Origin of the sequence: Pedobacter gandavensis, assembly GCF_032677645.1 — a bacterium.
In the GTDB taxonomy this organism is placed as follows: Bacteria; Bacteroidota; Bacteroidia; order Sphingobacteriales; family Sphingobacteriaceae; genus Pedobacter; species Pedobacter gandavensis_A.
On the sequence record NZ_JAVTSB010000001.1, the window covers coordinates 176,687 to 196,185 of the forward strand.

Sequence of the window (19,499 nt, forward strand, 5' to 3'; positions counted from 1 at the left end):
AATATTTCTATTCTTTTTCTACCTGCATATAGTTAAGCTCCAGTGGAGTTTTTCTTCCGAAAATCTTAACCATTACTTTGAGTTTTTTCTTCTCTTCGTTCACCTCTTCAATCACGCCGGTAAAACCATTAAATGGTCCATCCATTACTTTTACGTTCTCTCCAACATAGTAAGTTACGTTCATGGTTTCACCTTGCTGGCTCATCTCATCAACTTTACCTAAAATGCGATTAACCTCTGCTTGACGCATAGGCACCGGGTTTCCGCCTTTATCTCCCAGAAAACCAATTACACTATTAACATTCTTAATAATGTGCTCTAGCTCTCCGTCCAAATTCGCTTCAATCAAAACATATCCGGGATAGAAGTTACGTTCTTTCGCAATCTTTTTTCCTTCTTTCATTTGATAGTATTTCTCCATTGGGATTAATACCTGAGGAACAAGGTGAGAAAAACCTAAACGGCTAATTTCAGAATCGATATACTGTTTTACCTTCTTCTCTTTACCGCTTACCGCCCTAACTACATACCATTTCAACTGATCGTCCATTTAGCTATATTAATTAGAAAGTGATTTATAAAAAGTATCTAAAACAAAAGTAGATCCCTTATCCATTGCAAAAACGACTAATGCAATGATAAACGAAGCTACCAGAACCAGCACTGCAGAATTTTGCAATTCTCCCCATGTAGGCCAAGTAACCTTCTGGGTCATTTCTTCATACGATTCTTTAATAAATTGAACTACTTTAGCCATAATCTTTTATTAGCACGGGAACAAGGATTCGAACCCTGATCAAAGGTTTTGGAGACCTCTATTCTACCGTTGAACTATTCCCGTGTGTGTATTATGCTTTATCCCTTCAACTTGGATTTAGCAGCTTTATTAGAAACAAAGTAGTGGGCGGTTAAAGCCCGCTACTTTGTTTTATCTGGTTATTTAATGCCTTTCAGCTTTAAATTATTTTACAATTTCAGTTACCTGACCAGCACCTACTGTTCTACCACCCTCACGGATTGCGAAACGTAGACCTTTTTCCATTGCGATTGCGTTGATCAATTTAACATTGATAGTAACGTTATCACCTGGCATTACCATTTCAGTTCCTTCAACTAAGGTGATTTCACCTGTAACGTCTGTAGTACGGAAATAGAATTGTGGACGGTATTTGTTAAAGAATGGAGTGTGACGTCCACCTTCTGCTTTTGATAATACATAGATCTCAGCTTTGAAATCTGTGTGAGGAGTTACTGAACCTGGTTTACAGATTACCATACCACGACGGATATCAGTTTTCTCAATACCACGTAACAATAGACCTACGTTATCACCAGCTTCACCATAATCAAGGATCTTACGGAACATCTCAACACCTGTTACAGTTGATTTAAGATTTTCAGCACCCATACCCAGGATCTCAACAGGATCACCAGAGTTGATTACACCACGCTCAATACGACCAGTTGCAACAGTACCACGACCAGTGATCGAGAATACATCTTCAACAGGCATTAAGAATGGAAGTTCAGTTAAACGTGGAGGGATTGGAATGTAGCTATCTACAGCATCCATTAATTCCATGATTTTAGCAACCCAAGTAGGATCTCCGTTCAAGCCACCAAGAGCTGAACCTTGAATTACAGGGATATCATCACCAGGGAATTCATAGAAAGATAACAATTCACGAACTTCCATCTCTACTAATTCTAGTAATTCAGGATCGTCAACCATATCCACTTTATTCATGAATACTACCAATGAAGGAACACCAACCTGACGAGCCAATAGAATGTGCTCACGAGTTTGTGGCATTGGACCATCTGTAGCAGCTACAACGATGATAGCTCCATCCATTTGTGCAGCACCAGTAACCATGTTCTTTACATAATCCGCGTGACCTGGACAGTCAACGTGTGCATAGTGACGGTTAGCAGTTGAATACTCAACGTGTGCTGTATTGATAGTGATACCTCTTTCTTTTTCCTCTGGAGCAGAGTCAATAGAATCAAATGAACGCGCCTCAGATAAACCAGCATCAGATAACACTTTAGTGATAGCTGCTGTTAAGGTTGTTTTACCGTGGTCAACGTGACCGATTGTGCCGATGTTTAAGTGCGGCTTGCTGCGGTCAAACTTTTCTTTTGCCATGTTTTTATACTTATTAGTAGGTTATAACTTTTTATTAATTAATTGTTTTGATACAAATTCAACACAAAAAACCTTGTTCAACTGCTATAAACGACAGATTCAACAAAGCTTGTTTTTATCTTGAGCCAAAGATGGGACTTGAACCCACGACCTCTTCCTTACCAAGGAAGTGCTCTACCGCTGAGCTACTTCGGCTTTTAATCTCAGCTTCAATCTAAATTAAATTAAGTAGTTCAATTTTGATATTCGAATTGAACTACTCAATTCCTTGCCGATTCTCCAGCTTTTCCAATTTTGAGCGAAAGACGAGGTTCGAACTCGCGACCTATAGCTTGGAAGGCTATCGCTCTACCAACTGAGCTACTTTCGCTTTTTTATTGTGGGGGGAGAAGGATTCGAACCTTCGAAGTCTTGCGACAACAGAGTTACAGTCTGTCCCATTTGGCCACTCTGGTATCCCCCCCTACCTTTAACCTGCCAATACTTTGCAGTATCGAAGTTAAAAGAGCCTCCTATCGGGATCGAACCAATGACCTACTGATTACAAGTCAGTTGCTCTACCAGCTGAGCTAAGGAGGCTAATATCATCATTGCAATGGTGTGCACAATGATTTTTCAAATTTTAATCTTTCACAGAACTAATCCGAATCTTTTAAGAGAAACGCCCTCTCTGATTGGGATTGCAAATGTACACCAATTTTAATATGATCCAAAATTATTTTAAAAAAAAAATGGCAGGACTTAATCCTGCCACCCTTTTTATTAAAATTCTTCAAAATATCAGCCTAATAATCAGATACTTCGTCGGCATTTAAAATTGCTTTATGTTCGCTTAATTTTTCTCGCGTTTTATCTTTGTGTTTAGTGATTTGCTTCCTTAACGACTCAATTGCCAAATCCGTGGCCTCTTCAAAAGATTTACATTGTTCCTTTGCGAACATCGTAACGCCCGGTACGATCAGTTTGATCTCACTTATTTTGTTTGCTTCATCCTCTACATTTTCTAATTTCAAATAAACCTCCCCACTAATAATCTGGTCGAAGTACTGGTCTAACTTATCTGTTTTCTTTTGAATAAACTCCAACAATTTCTGGTCTGCATTGAAATGGATCGATTGAACTGTAATTTTCATTGTTTCCTCCTTTTTTATGCCTTTGGATGGGCTTGTTTATATATTGATTTTAATCTCTCTATAGAGTTATGCGTATATACCTGTGTAGCTGCAAGGCTGGCATGTCCTAATAACTCTTTTATTGCATTCAAATCCGCCCCCCTGTTTAAAAGGCTTGTCGCATAAGAATGACGCAATACATGGGGGCTCTTCTTATCCTGTGTGGATATATATGTCAAATAACTGGTCACAATCCTATAAATTAGTTTAGGATAAGCTGGTGTTCCTTTATCTGTAACGAATAAGGGACCCATTTTGTTATGAAAATTTTGTAAAGTTTTTATGTCAATGTACGCTTTCAGCTGATCCGCAAGAACTTTGCTCATGGGAATAATTCTTTCTTTATTTCTTTTACCCGTCACACGGATCGTAGCGCCGTAAAAATCAATGCTTTCCGTATGGAGCGAAAGTAATTCCGCCAAACGCATACCTGTTCCAAACAAAGTTTCAATCACCAGTTTATCACGAACAGAAGGAAAAGTCTCGTCGAAAAATTCAGCGGAGTCCAGTAAAACATCTAATTTCTGATCTTCTATAAATACAGGAAGTCTTTGGGGGATTTTTGGTGCCCTGACCAGCGTCATCGGACTCGCGCTGATTAAACCTTCACGCAACAGGTATTTATAGAAGCTGCGAAGCGTAGAAAGCTTCCTGCCTATAGAACGCTCTGAAACCTCCGCTTCCATTAAGGCTACCATATAACTTCTCACCTGGGGATGACCGGCTTCAACTACCGGCAATTCAAAACTCTGATGCAGGTAATCACTAAACTGCAACAAGTCCGTTTCATAAGACTTCAGGGTATGTGGAGAATAACGTTTCTCGTGCTGGAGATAAAGGAGGAATTGCGCAATAACCATAGGCATACTATTTGTAAAACACGATAAGTGAATATACAAAAGATCCCTCGTGAAACCCTCAGAAATTTCACATTAAAAATAAAAAAGCGCTACTGGGTTCACCAATAGCGCTTTAATATCATAGAAACTTTTTAGAAACTATACAGTTCCTTCAAGTTGCATGTTCTGCTTGTAAATAGCATGTTTAACTAACGTACGACGAGCTACAGATTTTTTCTCATAAGCTTGGCGGCTACGCAATTCTCTTAACACACCTGTTTTTTCAAATTTCTTTTTGAAACGTTTCAAGGCTTTATCTAGTGATTCGCCGTCTTTAATATTAATGATAATCATAACGTAAATATACCCCCTCTCGTTGTTTTTAGGATTGCAAAGATAGAGCTTTGTTTTGATTCTCAAAACAATAAGTGTATTTTTATTTAAAACAATGCCCAATTAATTTTGTCTATGCATTAACACTTACTCAAAAACCTATGAAATCCAAAAAAACGATTTTCATCATCCTCGGGATCGTCCTGCTCGCTCTGGCCAGCTTTGTCTACTTCCGCTTCTACTTTGTACTCGGAGAAGGCGTAAAGGCCGGAGAACTCAACTATGTAGTCAAAAAAGGTTATCTGTTTAAAACCTACGAGGGGAAACTGATTCAAACCGGACTTAAATCCAAACAATCCGGAAACATTCAATCCAATGAGTTCGAGTTTTCTGTAGAAAATGCAGCTATAGCGGAGAAGATGATGCTGAACAGCGGAAAAGTATTTGAACTCCGTTACAAAGAGTATATGGGAGCTTTACCATGGAGAGGTTATAGTAATTATGTTGTCTATGAAATCATTTCCATCCAGTAAAAAATAAAAAAAATACGGCGACCCTAAAGGTCGCCGTATCCGTTACTGTTTATATTTGGTTAGAATATGCTATTATATAATAGGTAATATACCTATTTAATCTTTTAAAATCTCCCTTGCGATCACAATTTTTTGTATTTCGGAAGTTCCCTCCCCAATGGTACACAATTTACTATCCCTGTAAAACTTCTCTACCGGAAAATCTTTCGTGTATCCGTACCCGCCAAAAATCTGTACAGACTCTGTGGCGCAACGTACCGACACTTCAGAAGCAAAATACTTAGCCATGGCCGATTCCTTGGTCATTGGTAGTCCACGGTTCTTCAAATCAGCAGCCTGTCTGATCAATAACTCAGCAGCCTCAATCTCTGTGGCCATATCCGCCAGTTTAAAGCTGATGCCCTGAAAACTGGCAATAGGTTGTCCAAACTGATGGCGTTCCTTTGCATAAGCAACTGCTGCTTCATACGCACCTTTGGCAATTCCCAACGATAAAGCAGCAATAGAGATCCGTCCACCGTCCAATACTTTCATGGCCTGTTTAAAACCTTCTCCTACCTTACCCAACAGGTTTTCTTTAGGCACACGACAATTGTCGAATATCATCTCCGTGGTTTCCGAAGCACGCATTCCCAGTTTATTCTCCTTTTTACCGGCAGAGAAACCAGGTGTACCACGTTCTACCACGATTGCTGAGATCCCTTTTGAATCTCCTTTTTCACCGGTACGAACCATGACTACCGCTACATCACCACTTTTTCCGTGAGTAATCCAGTTTTTAGCGCCATTGATTACATACTCATCGCCTTCTAAGCGCGCAGTGGTCATCATTCCCAAAGCATCAGAACCCGTATTTGCTTCCGTTAAACCCCAGGCACCAATCCATTCTGCAGTAGCCAGCTTAGGCAACCATTTATGTTTTTGTTCTTCTGTACCAAAAGCTAAAATATGTCCTGTACATAAAGAATTGTGTGCTGCTACGGATAAACCGATAGAGCCGCAGACTTTAGCTACCTCCACAATCACATCTACATACTCCTGATAGCCAAAACCAGATCCTCCATAAATCTCAGGAACCAGCACCCCCATCAATCCCAATCCGCCGAGTTTCTTGAAAACCTCTACCGGGAAATGTTGCGCTTCATCCCATTCCATTACCTGAGGACGAATATTTTTTTCAGCAAAATCTTTTACCATCTTCCTGATCATCTCCTGATCTTCTGAAATACTAAAGTTGTATCCTACAGAACTATCCATCGTTTCTAACATATCTTATTGTTTGAATTTGAACAATTATAAGGAATAAAAACTATAGCAACCACAGTTCAAAATTCGCCTCCTGATAGAACGAAACGGTATTTAGTTCATTAACCGTACCCCTTCATTTTTAAGGAAAGCTATAGCGCATAATAGTTATTTATATTTTTTTTAATTTAGTTCTGAAAAAACTACAAATTAAACGCGATCATGAGATTTATTACCCGAAAAGACATCCTTCAACAGCTAAAAAATGACCTGATTGGAAAAGATGCCTACCGTGGAGTGACCCTTACCTATTCCTGGATGGCCAATCAGTTCGGCCATTTCTCCCTGGGCTTTATACCAACCTTTATACTATATACTTTCCTCAGCTCCAAAACGGAAGTATCCAGACCGGAACTCCTGGCACCCGCCATCATCTGGGGATGCTGGATTTTATTTGAACTGTACAACTTCCTTGGCCCGCTGCTGTTTAATGCCAATTCAAAAAATCAGGCCATTAAGAACACCGGCTATATATTTCATCCCGAATGGGGGAATATCACCTTTGATACACTGACGGATTTATGTTTTTTCGGACTAGGTGCATTTGCCTGTAGCCTACTTTGTGCCTATACTATCTCCGCCCTGGTGATCTTCCTGGTCCTGTCTGTACTGGTTATTTACCCTTCTTATTATTGGTATTCGACCAAAATGCACCTTCAAAATGCAGGGTATCCTTTCCAGTTACGACTAAGCCAATGGAAATTCAAGATTGAGGAGGATCACAAAGCAGTGATTACAGATTTCGTGAAAAATCCACAAAGTGGAAAACACCTCTTACTATTTGGCTCTAAAGGAAGTGGGAAAACCTCTCTTTCTGTAGCCATAGCCACTGAACTATCAATTAAAAACAACCGATGCAGTTATGTAACCGCCACAAAATTGTTGTCTATGTTTTTTGAGAAAGCAGAGCGGGTGGCCATCTCTCCCGGCTCCTGGGCATGGCATGATTCTTCCCTGTTGATTATAGATGACATCAATCCAGGTGGCCAGATCAGGAAAGACATCCTTCGGGCACCTATATTCTATGAATTGCTGGATAATCCGGAATATGGTCCTTTCAACAAAGAAAACCTGAAAAAGATGAATACAATTTGGGTGATGGGTAATGAGGAAGAAGCCACAGAAAACCAGGAAGAGCGTTGGGAACACTTATTTAAACAGATCGGCATAGCCGATTCAAACGTAGTCCGCGTAAATCTTGACCCAATATTAAGGTAAAATAGAATTGTCGTACGCGAAGCTGACGAGATGGGTCAGGCTTTTTACATTGAAGCGCTTATATAAAGGGATGATCCGTTTTTCTATCGCAGAATGCGAAACCTTTAGGTCATGGGCAATCTCCTTAAAGGAATAGCCCTTTGCCACCAGTTCCAAAGCTTCGCGTTCTTTGTTAGAAATCGCCAGGTAGCTGAATAAAATCTTGTTCAGCTCCTCTTCAAACTTCTCCTTTTCAGGCCCATAAGCAGCATAGCGCATAATTTTACCAAAAATAAGGCTTCGGTTGACTTGAAAACGCCCAATAATTGCGGTGATCTTTCCGTTTTCAGAACTGTATACCCCTACCCTTGCAGAAATCGGAACTGCGGTCCCATCCTTATGGATTTTCTTCAATTCTATGCTGAAGCTGTATTTTTCGAGGTCTTTGCTCTTTTGATGAATAAACTGAAGTGCTTTATCATTGAGTTCATGAGAAAAAGGGGCAAACTCTGGTGCCGACATATTAACAAGGGCCAGCATATTAATTTCGCTGTCTTTATAACCTAAGATCTCTTCCCATCCCCCCGCATAAATCATACGGTTCTCTTTAAAAGAGTAAATGTAAATCGCTTCATCCGGGAATCTGGGTAAAGTACGGGCAAAAAAAATGGCCGTTTCACTTTCCAGATCCGTAGGAACATCAGTAATAAATGTCTTAGAATAATCCCCAAAGTTCTCTCTCGACTGCATTTTCATTGTAATATGGTTACTTTTTAAAGAATAAAAATGAAGAACTGCGTATTTTCTCAGTTGACAAGCCTCTTATCCTGGAGTAATTTTACGGCAAAATAAATACATAAACAAAAATCTATTCCAACAATATAGAAAACAGATCAATTATCTATATAAATATTACGCCATGTATACCAAAAACATCAACAAATCCTATGTTACCCGTTACACGATCCTGCTGTTAAGGGTAATCGCCATCGTGTTATTCATTTTTTGCTTTTACCAGGCCTGCAAAATTACGAACTAGTATATAACTCCCCCCTTTTATATTATGAATATGCAATCCTAACCTGTTTAGGATTGCATTTCTACTTCCGCCTCCGAAAAAGCTTAATAACCTGCCAGGGAATATACGTTAGCGCTATATGGTGTTAAACGGTCTTTCCCATTTAAAAAATCAAGGCTGATGATGAAAGAATAGGCTGCAACAGTTGCACCCAATTGCATCATCAGTTTTGAGGCAGCAACCACTGTACCGCCGGTAGCCAGCAAATCATCATGAATCAAAACCCGTTGTCCAGGCAATAATGCATCCTCATGGACTTCAATCGTTGCCGTTCCGTATTCTAACGCATAAGACTCCTGGATTGTTTTATAAGGCAGTTTTCCCGCCTTGCGAATCGGAATAAAAGGTACATTTAGCAATTGTGCCAATCCCGGTCCAAATAAAAAGCCTCTGCTTTCAATACCTGCAACCACATCAATTTTCTCATCAGCCAACTGTGCAGCTAAAGATTTCAGGATCTCCTGACATAAAGCAGGGTCCTTTAAAATCGGGGTAATGTCTTTAAATACAATTCCGGCTTTTGGGAAATCATTTACGTCCCTAACTGTCTTTTTAATTTTCTCTAATATCATTTTTCAAAAAATAAGATAAGGCGCTAATTTTTCAATCAATTGAGGTGTCATTATAGCCACCCTATTTAAGTCAGCAATATTACTATAATTTCCGTGTTGTTTTCTATAGGCAATTAAAGCATTGATCTGTTGGTAACGGAGATAAGGATGGCGCTTGAAATCAGCGGCGCTTGCCGTATTGATATTAATTTTCCTTACTAACGCAGGATCTACCGATACCTGTCCCTTAATTTCCTGAAACTTCAGACTATCGATGCCAAACACCTCCATCAGCTGTTCTTTCTGATGAAAACCACCAATCTGCTCCCGGTACGCCACAATCCTTCTGGCAAATACTTTCCCTATCCCCCGAATACGATCCAACTCCAGGGTATCCGCGGTATTCAATGCCACCATAATGATTTCTTTTGGCTGGAAGGTTTGCGCAGGGCGATCTGAGCGATCAGCAGACACTGCCTCCATTCGAATAAAAGGCTCCAGCTGTTGGTATAATTCCGGGCGAATCGTATACATCTTCTTCAAATCCGATGCTTTACGAAATACACCACCCTTAGACCGGTAGTTTAAAATCGCCTGCGCCTGCTTTTCGGATAAGCCGAGTTGCTGCCAGCTTTCCTGTCCGATTAAATTCGGATCAAAATAAAATAAGGAAGGTATTCTTTTTTCGGAAACACGGCGCCTATCCTGACTTCCGTAGCTGCGCTGATTTGTGTAGCCCTTTTGGGCGCTTTCCGAAACTCCGGCCAGCTCCAGTTTCAGCAAAGCCGATTGCTCTTCTGATGTTGGCGGTTGTAAAGGAACTAAAGCCCGGTAAAGTGGTGGAAATATAGCAAATACACAAATCAGTGTAAATAACACCAATAGTCCGTTAAACTGGCTTTTAGAAAATTCAAAGTAGTTATTTCGCCATTTTCTGATCACCTGCACAATGTAGGTACTGTTATTTAAAAATATAAATCTTATTTTTGAAATTGCTTTATATTCACACAAAAAATTAGATGAAGATCATAACCACAGAAGAGTTTGCAGAGGCCACAAAAATAGATAAGCTGGGCGTGCCTGGCCTGGCAGCCTTGCTTATGGAGATGATGAAACTGAATGACATCAACAAGGTTTTTTCTCAGAACAAACATTATAACGGATTAGAATTTGTTGACAAAATATTAGAGACCATTGGCGTTACGATAGATTTTGATGAGGACGACCTGAAAAGCATCCCTAAAACCGGCGGTTTTATTGCGATAGCCAATCATCCTTACGGCGGTATTGAAGGTTTAGCACTAGTAAAACTGCTATGTACCGTGAGACCGGAAGCCAAAGTAATGGTCAACTTTATCCTTAAAAAGATCCCTAACCTCAGCGAATTTTTTGTTGCTGTTAACCCATTCGAGAACGTACAACATACTTCCAGCATCAGCGGCCTTAAAGCGACTTTCGATTTATTGCAAAGCGGAACACCAATCGGGATTTTCCCTGCCGGTGAGGTATCTACTTTTAGCCTGGACAAACAGGAAATTACCGATCGCCTATGGCATCCGGTAGTAGGTAAATTAATTGCCCGTGCAAAAGTACCCGTAGTGCCAATTTATTTCCATGGTAATAACGGTGTTCTGTTTAATATTTTGAGTTTCATTCACCCAACGTTAAGAACCGCCAAACTTCCTTCAGAATTCCTGAATAAGCAAGGCCTTAAAATAAAAGTAAGAATAGGAAAGCCGATTCATATCCAGGATATCTCTTACAGAAACAACACCAATAAGCTGCTCGACTTCTTACGTGCCCGTACCTATGCCTTAGGAACAGGCCTGGAACAAGAGAAAAAGCTATTCAATCCAATCAATCTTTTCAAGATCAAAAAGAAACCGGAGCCTGTCATTGAGGAAACCGATCGTTCACTGATTGTATCGGAGATTGAGGAACTGGAAACGTTCAGGGTATGGCAGGAGAAAAACTACGAAGTTTACATCACGCCAACCACTAGTATTCCAAATATCCTGAGAGAAATCGGCCGCTTACGCGAGATTACTTTCAGAGAAGTTGGTGAAGGAACGAACAAAAAAATCGACCTGGATAACTACGATATCTATTATCACCACCTTTTTATCTGGGATAAAGAAAAGCAAAACATTGTAGGTGCTTACCGCATTGGTAAAGGCGATGAGATTTTGGATACCATGGGCAGAAGAGGATTTTACCTTTCTGAACTTTTCAAAATTAAAGAACCGTTTTACCCGATCCTGCGAAAAGGAATAGAGCTTGGCCGTTCATGGATCCGCAAGGAATACCAGTTAAAACCATTACCACTGTTCTTGCTTTGGAAAGGAATTTTAAAGTACCTGCTCGACAATCCACAGTACCGTTATATGTTCGGTCCGGTAAGTATCAGTAATAACTTCTCTAAGTTCTCCAAATCACTGATTGTGGATTACATTACGAAGAACCACTTTGATTACGAACTGGCGGCTTTTGTGAAGCCTAAGAACAAGTTTAAAGCAGACTTATCTGCCATTGATAAGAACCTGCTGGTTGAAAGCAGTGAATCTTTAAAGGACCTGGATAGTTTGATCTCAGATATTGAGAACACACACATTAAGATTCCGGTATTATTAAGACAATACATGAACCTGAATGCGAAAATCATCTGTTTCAATATTGACCCTAAATTCTCCGACTGTCTGGATGGATTCCTCCTGGTAGATATGCAGAACATTCCTGCAGAAATGCTGGAGAAGGTTGGCAAGAACTTCTAAGAACAACAAAAAATCCCCCTGAAGATAAACTCCAGGGGGATTTTTATATCGTATCTACCTTAGCTTAGAATGTTGCGCCGGCAGCTGCTGCAGAACCTGCTTTCAATAAGAAGTTAGGAGCAGTTAAGTTAAATGGACTTTCCAACAATAAAGCTGCTGCAGTTCCATCAATAAAGGTATTTCCTTTTGAAGTCAGGTAAGTTTTAAGCAAATCTGCACTTGCAAAAGATGCAGGTGAACCACTTGCTACAATATCTTTACCTACTGTAAACGATTGGTAAATGTTATTTTTGATCAATGAGTTTCCATCAGTAGTAGCCATTAAAGCATCACCGGTTTCTTTATCACGGATATCGATACCGTATTTAAATCCGATGAATACAGAGTTCGCTAATACCATTTTCGAACCTCTTCTCCATAAGTTAGCATATTCATGTTTTGCATCAGCAGTAATACCAGGACCAATTAAAGTCATGTTAGAGATTACCGGACGTGTTCTTGGATTAGAATCCCAAACTTTCTCCGAGTTATCAGACTCAATCCCGTTAGACTGACCAGCCTGATCTGCTAATTCCGGATTTCTTTGTGCGACTAAGTATTGTAGTTTACCAGAGAAACCGTTATCAAAGTCAAATATATCATCCACGTTTGCAATAGAAACAAGGTGTTTTGCATTTACAGTACCGCCAAACCATTCGAATGAATCATCACCAGAGAAAGAAACCTGAACGTAATCCACTACTGTTTTAGATCCTACAGAACCAAAAGTAATACCGTTGATCTCATTGTTAGTCGTATAGGCAATACCAGGGAATTCTACACGTACATATTTAAGTACACCAGAATTGTCATCAGGAATAGTACCACCGTGATTTCCTTCAGGAAGAGTTAAACCACCTTCGATCAAACCTTCACCACCAGGAATGTTGTTGGTCGATTTACCAAGGATAATAATCCCACCCCAATCACCAGGAGCTCTTGAGCCTACTGCTTCATTTGAAGTGAACACGATTGGTTTTGCAGCAGTTCCTTCCGCATTGATCTTACCACCACGGGTAACAACAAGGGTACCTTTAGAAACTTTATCGCCACGAATTACCGTTCCCGCAGGAATCGTTAAGGTAACTCCACTTTTAACATATACAAATCCTTTTAACAAATAAACTACCGAAGCATCTAAAGTGGTGTTAGCAGAAATATCACCTGATAAGGTCACAGTAGTTGCACCGTATACTGCTGTTTTTGGTGAAAAGTTAGTCCAGTTGGCAGTCCAATCTGTTGTACCAAAAGCTCCTCTGTAACTTACTTTATCAAAAAACGCATCCGCTAATGTAGCAGGAACAGCAGGGTCTACAATAGGATCGATAATTGAATCACCACCACTTTTTTTACAACCAGTTATTGCTGTAGCTCCTGTAACTAATAATGCTAACAGGCTTAAGTTTAATCTATTTTTCATGTCTGTTTATTGTTTAGTCAAATCTACAGCGGCTACATTAATCCAATATTAAGTATGAATTAAGAATAGCCGCTATAGTTGTTAAGTTATTGTTAAGGCTATTTGATTTTGTAAGAGAAGCCAATAGAGATTGAAGAACCAAAACGGTCTGCAATGTTTATGTTATCCGTTTTCTTGTCGAAAGACGCATTTGGATCTGAACCTTTTACCTTTTGATAGTAATAAGCTTTGTTGTTCAGGATATCGCTGTAGTTCAGTTTTACCTCTGCTCTTGATTTTGCAAACTTCTTAGAAACCTGAAGATCCAATACGTTTCTTGAATACTCATAAATATCAGGATCTTCTACGTTACCGATTGCCCAGATGCGTGGACCAACCCTGTTGTATAATAAAGTCACACCCAAAGTATTCGCAGCAGTGTTATTATAAGTTAGGCCTGCATTGATCAGGTATGGCGACTGTCCCTGCAATGGTCTTACTCCATTTTTATTTACCAACTTAGAAACAATCACTTCCGACTTAATATAAGAAGCATTGGTATTGAAGGTAAAGTTGTTGAATCGTTCCCCCAGGAATTTCAGTGATTTTCTGAATTCCAATTCAATTCCATAAACAGTAGCTGATTCAGAGTTCGCATAGCTTAATGATCTACCACCACCCAATTGTAGTGTCTGCTCTATCGGCGAATCGAAGTACTTATAGAAGGTAGATACGGAGAAGGTTTCTCCTGAAGCAGGATAAAAGGCATACCCTAAATCCAGATTGGTAGTTTTTGATTGCTTCAAAGCAGCATTACCCCTGATGTTCATGTTTTTATTGAAATCATAAAAAGGGAAAGGCGCTAGCTCTCTGAATTCCGCACGTCCAACAGTCTGGGAAGCAGAAACACGGATATCCGCTTTATCTGTTAAGTTATAGATCAGGTTGGCAGATGGCAATAGATTTACCGCGGTAGAATCTATGTTTACTGGTTTACCATTGTCTCTACTATTCAGTTTTAACTGGTAAGACTCTAACCTTGCACCTGCACTAAATCTAATTTTATCAGTCAGATAACCATCAAACATGGCATAACCAGCATTCAGCAAAGCACTCGCATCATAACGATCAGCACCATTGGTAATCTCATCCAATACAAATCCATTCGGGCGGATATTTTCCGGAGCGAAAATCTGATCTTGTGGTAAAGTCAGTAAAGAATTATCAAAATTACCGTTTTTAACGAAACCTAAAGTTCTTGCACTGAAATCACGTTTTCTATAATTTCCAAAATATCCGACCTTAATTTTGTTTTTATCCTGGAACCAGGAAACCGGAATGGTAAAGTTTAAGGCAGCACCATAAGCATCCTCGTTCAACTTAGAGTTGAAATTACCAGCAAGTTTAGCATCTGCACTCGCCAGTTGAATTGCAGCTACCCCATCTTTAGAATACTCCATGCGTTTGTAACCCGGCTCTTTTCTATCTGTATTGGCATAGTTTAAATTCCAATCCATTTTGATTTTACTGCCTTCGCTTAATAAATGCTCACCGGTTAACTGGTTAGACAATAAAGAACGTTGCAATAAGTAATCACTGGTTCTGATAAATCCGCTACCAGAATCATCTTTACCATCACGAATGGTAAACTGGTTTTCAAGCACCCTGTTGTAAATGTTTTTCAAGGTGATTTTATTGGTACCCCAGGAGTAAGCGAAGTTGGCTAAAGCCCCGATATTGGTATTGAAGTTATATTGATTGTCATGATACTGATCTCCCAACGCCTGTCCGGTATAAGCCTTCTGGTCTGAAGTTTTCAATTTCTCATCATATCTGTAAGTCAATGACAATACGGTTCCGAATTTAGAATCGTCTTTATACACTTTACTAGTCCCGTAATTCAATTGAAAGATCGGACCCAGTTTAGCGGTCACTTTGTTATAACCCCAGTTATTTTTGAATTTTCTGGATAAATTAAATCTTTCTGCTGAATTAGGTTCCAGGGCTCTGAACACATCTGTAGATGGGAAACCTTTTGGAATATCTCTTCCTTTATCATAAATCCCTAAAGCTTCCAGACCACCTCTTGGTGCTACATAAAAATCTTTAAAAGCCGATTGCATATTGATAGACGTTCCTAAAGATAAATTCAGGAAAGGATTATCAGGAAAGTCTTTGGTTGTGATCTGTACTACACCACCCGAAAAATCAGCTGGAATATCTGCTGAGGCAGTTTTGTTGATCACGATGGCATCAATCAGGTTAGAAGGAAGGATGTCAAAAGAAAATGCTCTTTTATCTACTTCAGTATTTGGAAGCATCGAGTTGTTCAGCATGGCTGAGTTGTAGCGATCAGATAATCCACGAACAATCACAAACTTGTTGTCCTGGATACTTGCGCCACTCACACGCTTCAACACTTCGGAAGTGTTTTTATCCGGGCTCTTTCTAATCAGTTCCGCAGAGATACCACTTGAAATACTGATGCTGGCTTTCTGGTTGGCAAAAAGCGTATTCACCGATTCCTTACTTGCTGTAGCAGTAATCACTACCTCATTCAGTTTTTGTGAATTCGACTCTTCCATCACGATATCAATCGGAGTAGAAGCACCAGCTTTCACCTGTACATCGGTGATCAGTTTAGTGGCATAACCAATATAAGAAGCTTCGATCGTATACTTTCCTGCTGCCAAAGCTGCAATCACATAACGACCTTCCACATCAGTAGAGGTGCCTTTAGTGGTACCTGCTATTTTAACCGTTACACCGATCAGTGTTTCCCCTGTCTTTTTATCAGATACTTTACCAGAAATTTTGCCGTTTTGAGCAAACACTGTGCTGCCAATAATTACGAATAAAATGGTAATTAATGCCTTTTTGAGATTTAGTTGTGATTTCAATTTTCCCTGTTTTTATTTCAGGCAAAGCTATTACCACAATGTTAGGCTTATATTAGCAGAAAATTACCATTCCTTTACCAGCGTGTTAACTTCATGTTAAATGAGGTTTGGTTTAATATTTCAACCCGATTTTTTTGCATATAAAGTGCAATAACCAAATTGGGCCAATTAACAAAAACTTAACATCTTCTAAAAATGAAGGTTTCTTACCTTCGATCTTATGGCCGATAAACTGGCCGATCCAGGCGCCTACAAAGATCACTGCACAAACCAACCATACTGCTGGTCCGCCGGCAAGTTCCCACTTCTCCAGCATCACGATAAAGAAAGACATCAGGCAGATGAATAACAGCATCAGGTAAGACATAACCGGAGATAGCTTATAGTAATAATACACGGAGAAGGCGATCAGGAAGGAAGCCCAGTTCACAAAACCATTGTACTTACCCAGGAAGGCAAGGTGTGGAAAAGGAATGGCCCATACTAAACCCAACAGGCTAAAAACAATTAAGGGTACACATATCCAATGGATCAGTTCATTGGTATGATTTTGATGGCTTTCTGCGTATTTATCAAAAAGAACATCCACTTTGCTTTTCTCTACTGCTTTCGTCTTCATGTGATTCTTCATCTTTTGTAGCTATCCGATATTGGATTTTAGTAAAAATAAAGAAAGCGATGGATAATTCCACCGCTTTCGCTTTAAATATTAGTATGCTTAATTACTTAAGCGCTGGTTATCAATTATTTCGCAAAAGAAACAGATCTGGTTTCCCTGATTACTGTGACCTTAATCTGACCCGGGTAAGTCATTTCTGTTTGAATGCGGTTAGAGATATCGGCTGCTAACAATTCTGCCTGCTGATCCGTTACTCTTTCACTTTCTACCACTACCCTAAGTTCTCTACCTGCCTGAATAGCGAAAGTTTTCTCTACACCAGGGTAAGAAAGGGCTAGTTCTTCCAGTTCTTTCAAACGCTTGATATAGCTTTCTACTACCTCACGACGGGCACCCGGACGCGCACCAGAGATGGCATCACAAGCCTGAACGATTGGTGAAATCATAGAAGTCATCTCGATCTCGTCATGGTGAGCACCAATAGCATTACAAATTTCAGGATGTTCCTTATATTTTTCCGCCAGTTGCATACCTAAGATTGCGTGAGGCAATTCAGGGTTATCATCAGGTACTTTACCTATATCGTGTAATAATCCGGCACGTTTCGCCATTTTAGCATTTAAGCCTAATTCAGCAGCCATCGTTGCACAGAAATTAGCTACCTCACGCGAGTGATGTAATAAATTCTGTCCGTAAGAAGAACGGTAACGCATACGACCTACCATTCTGATCAGCTCAGGGTGTAAACCATGAATCTGTAAATCGATCACGGTACGTTCACCGATTTCTACGATTTCATCTTCAATTTGTTTTTTCGTTTTCGCTACGACCTCTTCGATACGTGCAGGGTGAATCCTGCCATCTGTTACCAGACGGTGTAAAGCTAAACGGGCAATTTCTCTTCTTACCGGGTCAAAACCAGATAAGATAATTGCTTCCGGTGTATCATCAACGATGATTTCAATCCCTGTAGCGGCTTCTAAAGCACGGATATTACGTCCTTCTCTACCAATTACACGACCTTTAATCTCATCACTTTCGATATGGAAAATAGAAACCGTGTTTTCAATTGCTGCTTCTACTGCGGTACGTTGAATCGTTTGAATCACCACTTTTTTCGCTTCTTTCGTTGCAGTTAGTTTGGCTTCATCTACAATATCCTTTACCTGAATCATCGCCTGTGTACGGGCTTCCTGCTTCATGTTTTCTACCAACTGGTTTTTCGCTTCTTCTGCGCTAAGACCGGCAATGGTTTCCAACTGTTTCACATGTTGATTTTTCAACACATCTACTTCTTCCTGTTTTTTAACGGTTACTTCCGTTTGTTTCTCCAGGTTCTTTTTTTGATTATCCAGCTCTTGCTCCTTGCGGGTCATGTTTTCCAAACGCTGATTGACAGATTGTTCTTTCTGTTTCATCGCGTTTTCACGCTGATTAATCTGATTATTTTTTGTGTTGATTTCCTGATCATGGTCAGTTTTCAACTTTAGAAAATTCTCTTTTGTTTCGAGAGCTTTGTCTTTTCTGAGAATTTCAGCTTTAAGCTCTGCATCTTTAAGAATTTTTTTCACCTTGTTTTGCGCCGCAATTTCCTGATTTTTAAGCAGGGTACGCAGCAGGTATCTACCTACGATTACACCAACAACTAAGCCGGCCAGTACATATCCAATTATTCCTGTTATTTCCATTTTAATTCATCTCTATTTATATATTTCCCTTGCCCTGCGGGACGAACAACTCCTGGTGTTCCTTTCCCATAACGGCAACGTAAATTTTGCCTGTAAAAAAAACCGCAACCAGTTCAAAGAGTCCCACGTATTAAAAACCTCAACGAGTTATAATTAGAATTTAAGTCATTTTCAGGTACATAAATGCAAATGAAATACACCCTCTTAATTCTATAAATATTGAAGTGTTAAGTTTTTAAAATTGTGAAACTCAAAAATCTAGCTGCGGCTATATCGTTGTGCTAATCTTAACTCATATAAAGAACGATCCTATTTGGAGAAAAAATCATTTAATAAACTATCCAGTTCCTCTACCTTTTCGGCGACTACAGTATCCTGATCCTGAACCTGGTTTTCTACCCTCAGTACTGCTGTTGCAAAATGCAGCACTGCCATAGAAAGCAAATCCTGTTTATCTCTAACCGCATAATTTTCCTGATAGTCCTTTATGCGCTCATTGATAATCTTTGCTGCCCGCCTCACAATTTCTTCCTCTTCCGTATTCACCTTTAAAGGATAGATACGATCGGAAATAGTTATTTTTATAGAGATTTCTCCCATTTCTTAGCTTTGTTTCACTTTTTCTGTTTTCCTTACTTCTTCAGTAAGACCACGCACTTATCTATTTCACGCACAAAATCGTTAATTTTTTGCTTTATATCAAGTGTCTTTTCACTTGTACCCTCAATACTCTTCGCCAATTTCAGTACACGGAGCTTTTCTTCCAGGTCTGCACGTTGATTTTTGGAGCTATCCAGGGCTACTTTTACAGATTGATTTTCTTGCTTTAATAAATCGTTTTCTTCCTGTAAGGCATTACAGAGCTCGATTACGCGGGCTGTTTTTTGCAATACGGAGTTTAATTGATCGGCAACCGAAGACATGTT

At 39.7% G+C, this 19,499-nt stretch carries 19 protein-coding genes and 5 tRNA genes; 3 read left to right on the forward strand and 21 right to left on the reverse strand.

The genetic code is table 11. The annotated features are described in order from the left end of the window. Positions 1-7: 7 nt before the first annotated feature. The 11 genes from nusG to rpsU all read right to left on the reverse strand — a co-directional run bounded on the left by nusG (position 8) and on the right by rpsU (position 4,514). Entirely contained in the window at positions 8-550 is a 543-nt protein-coding gene (gene nusG, locus R2Q66_RS00685) for a transcription termination/antitermination protein NusG (protein ID WP_062550291.1), read from the reverse strand. 9 nt (positions 551-559) lie between these two features. Then, positions 560-757, reverse strand: a complete 198-nt coding sequence (gene secE / locus R2Q66_RS00690; RefSeq protein WP_062550292.1) for a preprotein translocase subunit SecE — start codon at positions 755-757, stop codon at positions 560-562. A gap of 13 nt (positions 758-770) precedes the next feature. Continuing rightward, positions 771-841, reverse strand: a tRNA-Trp gene (locus R2Q66_RS00695). A 120-nt stretch (positions 842-961) separates the two neighbouring features. Beyond that, complete coding sequence (gene tuf / locus R2Q66_RS00700; RefSeq protein WP_062550293.1) at positions 962-2,149, reverse strand: elongation factor Tu; 1,188 nt, start codon at positions 2,147-2,149, stop codon at positions 962-964. Between the two features lie 123 nt (positions 2,150-2,272). Beyond that, positions 2,273-2,344: transfer RNA gene (locus R2Q66_RS00705), tRNA-Thr, on the reverse strand. A gap of 102 nt (positions 2,345-2,446) precedes the next feature. Then, a tRNA-Gly gene (locus R2Q66_RS00710) sits at positions 2,447-2,519 on the reverse strand. Between the two features lie 10 nt (positions 2,520-2,529). Further along, positions 2,530-2,612 (reverse strand) — tRNA-Tyr (locus R2Q66_RS00715). Positions 2,613-2,655: 43 nt separating this feature from the next. After that, positions 2,656-2,728, reverse strand: a tRNA-Thr gene (locus R2Q66_RS00720). A gap of 206 nt (positions 2,729-2,934) precedes the next feature. Continuing rightward, positions 2,935-3,282: a ribosome hibernation-promoting factor, HPF/YfiA family gene (hpf, locus tag R2Q66_RS00725; RefSeq protein WP_182956989.1), complete on the reverse strand. Its 348-nt coding sequence runs from the start codon at positions 3,280-3,282 to the stop codon at positions 2,935-2,937. 14 nt (positions 3,283-3,296) lie between these two features. After that, entirely contained in the window at positions 3,297-4,181 is an 885-nt protein-coding gene (locus R2Q66_RS00730; RefSeq protein ID WP_316745898.1) for a tyrosine-type recombinase/integrase, read from the reverse strand. Between the two features lie 138 nt (positions 4,182-4,319). After that, positions 4,320-4,514, reverse strand: coding sequence for a 30S ribosomal protein S21 (gene rpsU / locus R2Q66_RS00735; RefSeq protein ID WP_062551169.1), 195 nt, complete (start codon positions 4,512-4,514; stop codon positions 4,320-4,322). A gap of 140 nt (positions 4,515-4,654) precedes the next feature. Here rpsU and R2Q66_RS00740 point away from each other — a divergent pair, with 140 nt between their 5' ends. Next, a complete protein-coding gene (locus R2Q66_RS00740; RefSeq protein WP_316745901.1) occupies positions 4,655-5,026 on the forward strand; it encodes a hypothetical protein in 372 nt (123 codons plus the stop codon). A gap of 96 nt (positions 5,027-5,122) precedes the next feature. Here R2Q66_RS00740 and R2Q66_RS00745 read toward each other — a convergent pair whose 3' ends face one another. Continuing rightward, positions 5,123-6,295 (reverse strand): acyl-CoA dehydrogenase family protein, encoded by a 1,173-nt coding sequence (locus R2Q66_RS00745; RefSeq protein WP_316745903.1) that lies wholly within the window; start codon positions 6,293-6,295, stop codon positions 5,123-5,125. A gap of 198 nt (positions 6,296-6,493) precedes the next feature. On the opposite strand from R2Q66_RS00745, the gene R2Q66_RS00750 reads away from it, so the two are divergent. Next, complete coding sequence (locus R2Q66_RS00750) at positions 6,494-7,549, forward strand: ATP-binding protein (protein WP_316745905.1); 1,056 nt, start codon at positions 6,494-6,496, stop codon at positions 7,547-7,549. Here the strand turns inward: R2Q66_RS00750 and R2Q66_RS00755 are convergent. From R2Q66_RS00755 to R2Q66_RS00765, 3 genes are all read right to left on the reverse strand, one after another. After that, positions 7,541-8,284: a LuxR C-terminal-related transcriptional regulator gene (locus R2Q66_RS00755; RefSeq protein ID WP_316745907.1), complete on the reverse strand. Its 744-nt coding sequence runs from the start codon at positions 8,282-8,284 to the stop codon at positions 7,541-7,543. The genes R2Q66_RS00750 and R2Q66_RS00755 overlap by 9 nt on opposite strands. A gap of 366 nt (positions 8,285-8,650) precedes the next feature. After that, on the reverse strand, positions 8,651-9,178 hold the full coding sequence (locus tag R2Q66_RS00760; RefSeq protein ID WP_316745909.1) for an adenine phosphoribosyltransferase: 528 nt from the start codon (positions 9,176-9,178) through the stop codon (positions 8,651-8,653). A gap of 3 nt (positions 9,179-9,181) precedes the next feature. Then, entirely contained in the window at positions 9,182-10,105 is a 924-nt protein-coding gene (locus R2Q66_RS00765; protein ID WP_316745911.1) for a ComEA family DNA-binding protein, read from the reverse strand. A gap of 71 nt (positions 10,106-10,176) precedes the next feature. Between R2Q66_RS00765 and R2Q66_RS00770 the strand changes: the two genes are divergently transcribed. Beyond that, positions 10,177-11,928, forward strand: a complete 1,752-nt coding sequence (locus R2Q66_RS00770) for a lysophospholipid acyltransferase family protein (protein ID WP_316745912.1) — start codon at positions 10,177-10,179, stop codon at positions 11,926-11,928. 64 nt (positions 11,929-11,992) lie between these two features. Here the strand turns inward: R2Q66_RS00770 and R2Q66_RS00775 are convergent, their stop codons facing one another. From R2Q66_RS00775 to R2Q66_RS00800, 6 genes are all read right to left on the reverse strand, one after another. After that, on the reverse strand, positions 11,993-13,387 hold the full coding sequence (locus tag R2Q66_RS00775) for a hypothetical protein (protein ID WP_316745913.1): 1,395 nt from the start codon (positions 13,385-13,387) through the stop codon (positions 11,993-11,995). 98 nt (positions 13,388-13,485) lie between these two features. Next, the gene (locus tag R2Q66_RS00780) at positions 13,486-16,266 is read right to left on the reverse strand and encodes a TonB-dependent receptor (protein WP_316745915.1); all 2,781 of its coding nucleotides are present in this window, start codon (positions 16,264-16,266) and stop codon (positions 13,486-13,488) included. 112 nt (positions 16,267-16,378) lie between these two features. After that, positions 16,379-16,885, reverse strand: coding sequence for a DUF962 domain-containing protein (locus R2Q66_RS00785; protein WP_316745917.1), 507 nt, complete (start codon positions 16,883-16,885; stop codon positions 16,379-16,381). 125 nt (positions 16,886-17,010) lie between these two features. After that, positions 17,011-18,573 carry a ribonuclease Y gene (rny, locus tag R2Q66_RS00790; protein ID WP_316745920.1) on the reverse strand — a complete coding sequence of 521 codons (1,563 nt, stop codon included), beginning with the start codon at positions 18,571-18,573 and terminating at the stop codon, positions 17,011-17,013. A gap of 309 nt (positions 18,574-18,882) precedes the next feature. After that, positions 18,883-19,173: a cell division protein ZapA gene (locus tag R2Q66_RS00795; RefSeq protein WP_316745922.1), complete on the reverse strand. Its 291-nt coding sequence runs from the start codon at positions 19,171-19,173 to the stop codon at positions 18,883-18,885. A 32-nt stretch (positions 19,174-19,205) separates the two neighbouring features. Next, a complete protein-coding gene (locus tag R2Q66_RS00800) occupies positions 19,206-19,496 on the reverse strand; it encodes a hypothetical protein (RefSeq protein ID WP_316745925.1) in 291 nt (96 codons plus the stop codon). Positions 19,497-19,499 lie beyond the last annotated feature (3 nt).